Source organism: Bradyrhizobium sp. (assembly GCF_035309285.1).
Lineage (GTDB): Bacteria > Pseudomonadota > Alphaproteobacteria > Rhizobiales > Xanthobacteraceae > Bradyrhizobium.
Window position 1 is genome coordinate 1 of sequence record NZ_DATGFH010000119.1, and the last position, 5,576, is coordinate 5,576.

8 protein-coding genes are annotated in these 5,576 nt (G+C 63.7%); 4 read left to right on the forward strand and 4 right to left on the reverse strand.

The genetic code is table 11. The features are described from left to right. Positions 1–550: FumA C-terminus/TtdB family hydratase beta subunit (locus tag VKR55_RS22780; RefSeq protein WP_324406845.1), on the forward strand; the 550-nt coding region annotated here is incomplete at its 5' end. Next, positions 547–1,221 (forward strand): DUF429 domain-containing protein, encoded by a 675-nt coding sequence (locus tag VKR55_RS22785; protein WP_324406847.1) that lies wholly within the window; start codon positions 547–549, stop codon positions 1,219–1,221. The genes VKR55_RS22780 and VKR55_RS22785, both read left to right, overlap by 4 nt. A 22-nt stretch (positions 1,222–1,243) precedes the next feature. On the opposite strand, the gene VKR55_RS22790 is transcribed toward VKR55_RS22785, so the two are convergent. From VKR55_RS22790 to VKR55_RS22805, 4 genes are all read right to left on the reverse strand, one after another. Further along, positions 1,244–1,540 (reverse strand): hypothetical protein, encoded by a 297-nt coding sequence (locus tag VKR55_RS22790; RefSeq protein WP_324406849.1) that lies wholly within the window; start codon positions 1,538–1,540, stop codon positions 1,244–1,246. A 93-nt stretch (positions 1,541–1,633) separates the two neighbouring features. Beyond that, complete coding sequence (locus VKR55_RS22795; protein WP_324406850.1) at positions 1,634–2,185, reverse strand: inner membrane-spanning protein YciB; 552 nt, start codon at positions 2,183–2,185, stop codon at positions 1,634–1,636. A gap of 23 nt (positions 2,186–2,208) precedes the next feature. Beyond that, entirely contained in the window at positions 2,209–2,787 is a 579-nt protein-coding gene (locus tag VKR55_RS22800) for a hypothetical protein (protein ID WP_324406853.1), read from the reverse strand. Positions 2,788–3,046: 259 nt separating this feature from the next. Further along, on the reverse strand, positions 3,047–4,447 hold the full coding sequence (locus VKR55_RS22805; protein WP_324406851.1) for a carotenoid oxygenase family protein: 1,401 nt from the start codon (positions 4,445–4,447) through the stop codon (positions 3,047–3,049). 115 nt (positions 4,448–4,562) lie between these two features. On the opposite strand from VKR55_RS22805, the gene VKR55_RS22810 reads away from it, so the two are divergent. Beyond that, entirely contained in the window at positions 4,563–5,285 is a 723-nt protein-coding gene (locus VKR55_RS22810; protein WP_324406852.1) for a TetR/AcrR family transcriptional regulator, read from the forward strand. A 154-nt stretch (positions 5,286–5,439) separates the two neighbouring features. Then, the coding region (locus tag VKR55_RS33105) for a DUF4372 domain-containing protein (RefSeq protein ID WP_414642418.1) at positions 5,440–5,576 on the forward strand (137 nt) is incomplete at its 3' end.

A 5,576-nucleotide genomic window follows, 5' to 3' on the forward strand; every position in this document is an offset into this window, starting at 1 on the left:
CCAGATCAATCTCAACCAGCCGATGAAGGACATTCTCGCGACGCTCTCGAAACATCCGATCAAGACGCGGCTGTCGCTGACCGGGACCATGATCGTCGCGCGCGACTCCGCGCATGCCAAATTGCGCGAGCGGCTGGAGAAAGGCGAGCCGCTGCCGGATTATTTCAAGAACCATCCGATCTATTACGCGGGCCCGGCGAAAACGCCGGAAGGCTATGCCTCCGGCGCGTTCGGTCCGACCACCGCGGGCCGGATGGATTCCTTTGTCGATCAGTTCCAGGCCGCCGGCGGCTCGATGGTGATGCTGGCCAAGGGCAATCGCGCGGTCGCGGTGCGCGAGGCCTGCAAGAAGCACGGCGGCTTCTATCTCGGCTCGATCGGCGGCGCGGCGGCGAACCTCGCCGAGCACTGCATCAAGAAGGTCGAGGTGGTGGAATATCCGGAGCTCGGCATGGAAGCGATCTGGCGCATCGAGGTCGTCGATTTCCCCGCCTTCATCATCATCGATGACAAGGGCAACGACTTCTTCAAGGAGCTCAATCTCGGTTGAGGGCGATCGGCCTCGACGGCTTTTCGCGCGGCTGGGTTGCGGTCGGCCTCGACGGCGAGACGCGGACAATCTCGTTTCACGCCGGCGTTTCCGAGGCGCTGCGCGGTCCGTTCGATCGCGCCGGCATCGACATTCCCATCGGCATGACCGAGAACGGCGAGCGCGCCTGCGACCTGCTTGCGCGCGACAAGCTGCGGCCGCATGTCTCGCGCGTTTTCACGGGCGCGCGGCGCTGGCTCTGGCAGGAATTTTCCGATCCCGACCGGGCCAACAGCGAGGCGCTGCGCCGTGACGAGACGCGCGTCTCGCGCCAGCTCTGGCATCTCGGGCGCAAGATCATGGAGGTCGACGCGTTCGTGCGCGCCCAGCCTGCGCTCGATGTGCGTGAAGTTCACCCCGAGCTGGTGTTCTGGCGGCTCAATGGCCACAAGCCGCTGCCGCCGAAGAAGTCGGAGGAGGGAGATTCGCTGCGCCGCAGGCTCCTCAAAAGGCAGGGATTTCGCGAGATCGATCAGTGGCTCGGCGAAGCGCGGATTGGCACCGGCGCCAAGCGTGACGATGTGCTCGACGCCTGCGCGGTCGCGATCGCCGCACGCGAGCCCGAAGGATGCGTGCCTCCGGACATGACGGGGTGCGATGCGTATGGATTGCCGATGCAGATTTGGTATTGAGCGAGCCGCAAGGGCGACACCGTCAAGCCCGCATCCCCGTAAACGGGAAGTTGCCCATGAAGCCGACACCCATCTCGCCTGAGATGGCGTCACCGGCGATGGTGCCCTTGAACTCCAGCGTCAGCGGCATCGGATCGGTGATGGATATCTTCCAGGCGACGTCGTTGCCGTTGACGGTGCCGTCGAAAATCTCGGTGGAATTGCCATCGGCGCCCTGTGTGCCGGTCAGCGTGGCGCCGGCGCTTTTCAGACTCAGCGTCGCGTTGCGGTCGCCCATCGGCGTCGTCATGGTGAGATTCCAGTTTCCGTCCACCGCCATTCGTCTCTCCTCGTCATCGCTGCAAAACGGCTAGCGCGGCGGTATAGCCTATATCGCCGCGCAAGCCCAATCGGTTTAACGGCGTGACGCGCCTTAAGCGCCGGCCGTGCGGACGCGGCTCCTGACCAACAGGCGGAAAGCCGCATACTGGATCGCGAAGGCCGCAACCTTGGCGCCGAGGGCGACCACCGAGACGTACATCGTCCACAGCTTGATATCGCCGGTCGCCGCGATCGCGAGCGTGCCGGCACCAAGCGCGAACATCAATACCGCCCAGGCAAAGCCGGCGAAGGTGACATATTCGGGAATGGTCTCGGCCACCGGCGGCGGCACGTAGCGCAGCATCCAGCCGCGATTGAGCATGATCGCGCCGATGGCGAAATGCGCAATGGCGGGTTTCGCCAGCACGAAGCGCGGGTCGCTGGTCAGGATCGTGGCGCCGCCCAACACGATCACGAGCCCGAGGCTCGCCCAGGTCATGAAGCCCAGCTCCTTGCCCTTGATCCGGCTATAGGCCACTTGCGCGATCGCGCCCGCAATCGCGACCGCGGTCGCGAGCACGATGCTATCGGTGGCGAAATAGACGATGAGGAAGACGATGGTGGAGAAGAAGTCGGTGGCAAGGCGGGCGAAGACGTCCTTCATCGGCATTTCTCCGGGTCGCGTGTCTATTGCGCCTTCGGCAGCGCGTTGGCCGGCGGCGCGAGGTCTCTGGTGCGGCGCTGGGCCGAATACCATTTGGTGAAGAACACCGCGCTGTTGCGCGCGGCGAAGGCGACTGCAAGTCCAAGCCAGATCGGCAGGCCCGGCACGTAGAGAATGGCGGCGTTGACGAGCATCATCAGGAGCATGGACGCCGTCCACACGCCGGTAATGATGTAGTTGGCGCGTTGGAAGCCCGGCATCGCCGCGATCTCGGCCGGCACGGATTCGAGCGCATATTGCGTGGTGAAGGGGTAACGCAGCAGCATCGAGCCGAGCGAGACGGCGAACACGCCGACATCGACCGCGAGCTTCACGGCTTTGCCGCTCATGCTGGGATCGATGAGGTTGAGATAGGCGGCGATGCCGACGAACACGATCGCCGAGCTGACCGGCAGGATTTTCAGCGAGCGGCCGCGAACAGCGTCGATGGCGATGGTGGCAAGGCTCACCCCGGCTGCCGTCAGCAGGCTCGCGGTGGACGACAGCAGCAGCATCAGCGTCGCGAAGGCGCCATAGGGCGCAAGGATCAAGAAAATTGTCATTGACATCAGCCTCTCCGGGCCAATCTTTACATTGGAAAGATGAATAGAGGCTAAAGCAATGGCGGTCAAGGGGTATCTTTACAACGTCAACATTAGTTGATTGAGGTTGAAAATTTGTCGGCTGTACAGCGGCTTATATAAATCGTCCCGTCATTCCGGGACGCGCCGCAAGGCGCGGGCCCGGAATCCATAACCCCAGTCCGTGGTTATGGATTCCGGGCTCTCGCTTCGCGAGCCCCGGAATGACGGGGGAGCGTGCTCAGTTCGCCCCCACCCAATTGCCGTGAAAACCGTCTGGAACGCGATGGGCAAGATGCACCAGCGCCACGGGACCTGCCTCGACATCGGTGCCGTTGAAGACGGCGAGGTCGCTGCGATTCTCCCGCGCGCGATAGACCACGGCGAGCAGCCAGCCGTCACCCTCCGCGGCATCCTTGCCGCGCTCGACAAAGACCGGCTCCGAGATCACATCGCCGCTGGGCAAATGATATTTGCCGCGCCGTTTGCCGTTGCCATCGACGTGCACAACGCCCGACAGCGCACCGAAGGTCGGCAGATCGGGATTGGCGCAGGCGTACCAGCCGTGCGCGCTCTTGACTCCAGCGCGGCGGTCGTCGACGCGGGGAAACTCGCCGGTGAGATCGTCGAGATAAACCTGCGAAAAGCGATCGGTATTGCCGGCAAGATCGAAGGTCCAGCGGCAGAACCGCGCGCGCGACTTCTTCGAGTCGGTGGGCCTGCCGTCGGGATGCGGGAATAGCGGCGCTTCCTCGAACTGCATGACGTCGGCGATAATGCGGCTGCCGTCTTCCCAGGCGTTCATGACATGGAAGACGTAGCAATCCTCGCCGCGGAACCAGACGATGTCCTCGGTCGGGCCGTTGCGCTTCATGACCCCGACATGCGCGCCTTTCTCCGGCTCCCAGGCATAAGCGGGCTGTCCGCCCATCGCGCGCGCCATGCTGCCGGCGATCGGCAGCACCGGAAACAGCAGATGATTTTCGGTAACGATGAAGTCGTGCACCATGCTGGCATAGGGCGCCTCGAAGCGCTCGAAGCGCGTGACCTTGCCCGAAGCGTTGACCGCACCGAAGGAAAGCGTGGGCGTGAACGGGCCGGAGGCGTTGTAGCCGAAGAACACCATCTCGCCGGTCGACGGATCGATCTTCGGATGCGCGGTGAAAGGACCGGCGATACGGCCGCCATAGTTGCAATAGCCGCGGGTCGCAAGCGTGCCGGGCTCGATCTCGGTCGGCAGGTGCGCTTCCTCCAGCGCCAGCAGGCGGCCGCCGTGGAAGATGATGTTGGTATTGGCGACCCCGCCGTCGGTCAGATCAGCCGGCGCGCCCGGCAGCTTGCGGCCAAAGCCGCCGAACAGCGCCCGGCCGGCGTCATGCTCGGCCTGCCATTTCGGGGTGCGGACCCAGCGGTTGCGGTAGGAGGCACGGCCGTTCTCGAGATGAAAGGCGTGCAGCATGCCGTCGCCGACGAACCAGTGCGCGCCTGGTGCATCGAATTGCGGGTTGGGGCCGTTGCGGTAAAGCGTGCCGTTCAATTCGCGCGGCAACTCGCCGGTCACCTTCAGGAACGGGGCGTCGCATTCCATCGGGATCGGGCCGCGATTCGCCCACTCGGCCCGGATTGCGCTCTCCTGTTGCATCGCACACTCCCTCCATTTGATCTTTACAACGTAAAGATATGGGTATAGCGGACAGTGGCAGTGGTCAAGCAAAATCTTTACAGTGTAAAAATAAGGTCATATAACGCGACCTATGATGAAGAAAGCAGCACCTGCACGAAACCTCAGAAGGCAGAGCGCCCGCGCTGCGCCCTTGCGCGCCGCCAAGACGAGGCGCGGACGGCGCGGAGCCTCGGAGGCTGCGCCGTATCACCATGGCGCGCTGCGCGACGCTTTGCTGCAGGCGGCCGAGCGGGTGCTGGAGCGCGATGGGCTCGCTGGCCTCACGTTGCGCGCGGTCGCGCGCGAAGCCGGCGTGTCGCATGCGGCGCCGACCCATCATTTCGGCGATCTCACCGGTCTCGTCAGCGAGCTTGCCGCGATCGGTTTCCAGCAGTTCAACGCGGCGATGGCCGCAGCCTGCTCGTCGGATGTGGCCTATCCGGCGAAGGGGCTGGCGCGCGCCAAGGCCTATGTCGGCTACGCCAAGGCGCATCCCGGCATGTACGGGCTGATGTTCCGCACTGAGCGGCTCGATTATTCGAGACCCTCGCTGCATGAGGCGGCCGAAGCCTCGTTCTCGGGACTGGCGAGCGCGATCGCGGCGAGCCGGCAGGAGCAAATCGAGAAAGAGGCCTTGACGCTGGAGCAGGCGGCGGCGATTGCGCGCGCCTGGTCGCTGGTGCATGGCTTTACCATGCTGATGCTTGACGGCCGGCTCGAGGACATTCTGCAGCGGCTGCCTGATGGCACCGACGTCGAGACGCTGCTGGATACGATGCTCAAGGTCGCAATGATGAAGCCGCCGCCGGCGTCGTAAGAATCTGACCAGCGCCTCCCTGTTTGAGTTTCGTCATGCCCGGCCCTGTGCCACGGCTGTCCGGTTTAATTTTGGTGGACATGGCGCATGGCGTGGATTCTTCTGCGGTCTTGAGCATCGCCAAATGTTCGAGACACACAAGGAAGATCCCGCCATGCGCCACCACAATACAGTAATTCACGGCATTCTGAAGCTGGTGCCGTGGGGTGTGCTGGATCGGCTTGTGGAGAGATATCAAACGAACAAGCGGGTGCGGCGGCTGAGCACGCAGAATCAGTTCGTCGCGATGCT

Coding starts and splice junctions, on each gene's coding strand:
- VKR55_RS22790 (WP_324406849.1), bottom strand. CDS start 1,540: ATGGCGGTGGACGGAAACTGGAATCTCACCATGACGACGCCGATGGGC.
- VKR55_RS22805 (WP_324406851.1), bottom strand. CDS start 4,447: ATGCAACAGGAGAGCGCAATCCGGGCCGAGTGGGCGAATCGCGGCCCG.
- VKR55_RS22800 (WP_324406853.1), bottom strand. CDS start 2,787: ATGACAATTTTCTTGATCCTTGCGCCCTATGGCGCCTTCGCGACGCTG.
- VKR55_RS22795 (WP_324406850.1), bottom strand. CDS start 2,185: ATGAAGGACGTCTTCGCCCGCCTTGCCACCGACTTCTTCTCCACCATC.
- VKR55_RS22810 (WP_324406852.1), top strand. CDS start 4,563: ATGAAGAAAGCAGCACCTGCACGAAACCTCAGAAGGCAGAGCGCCCGC.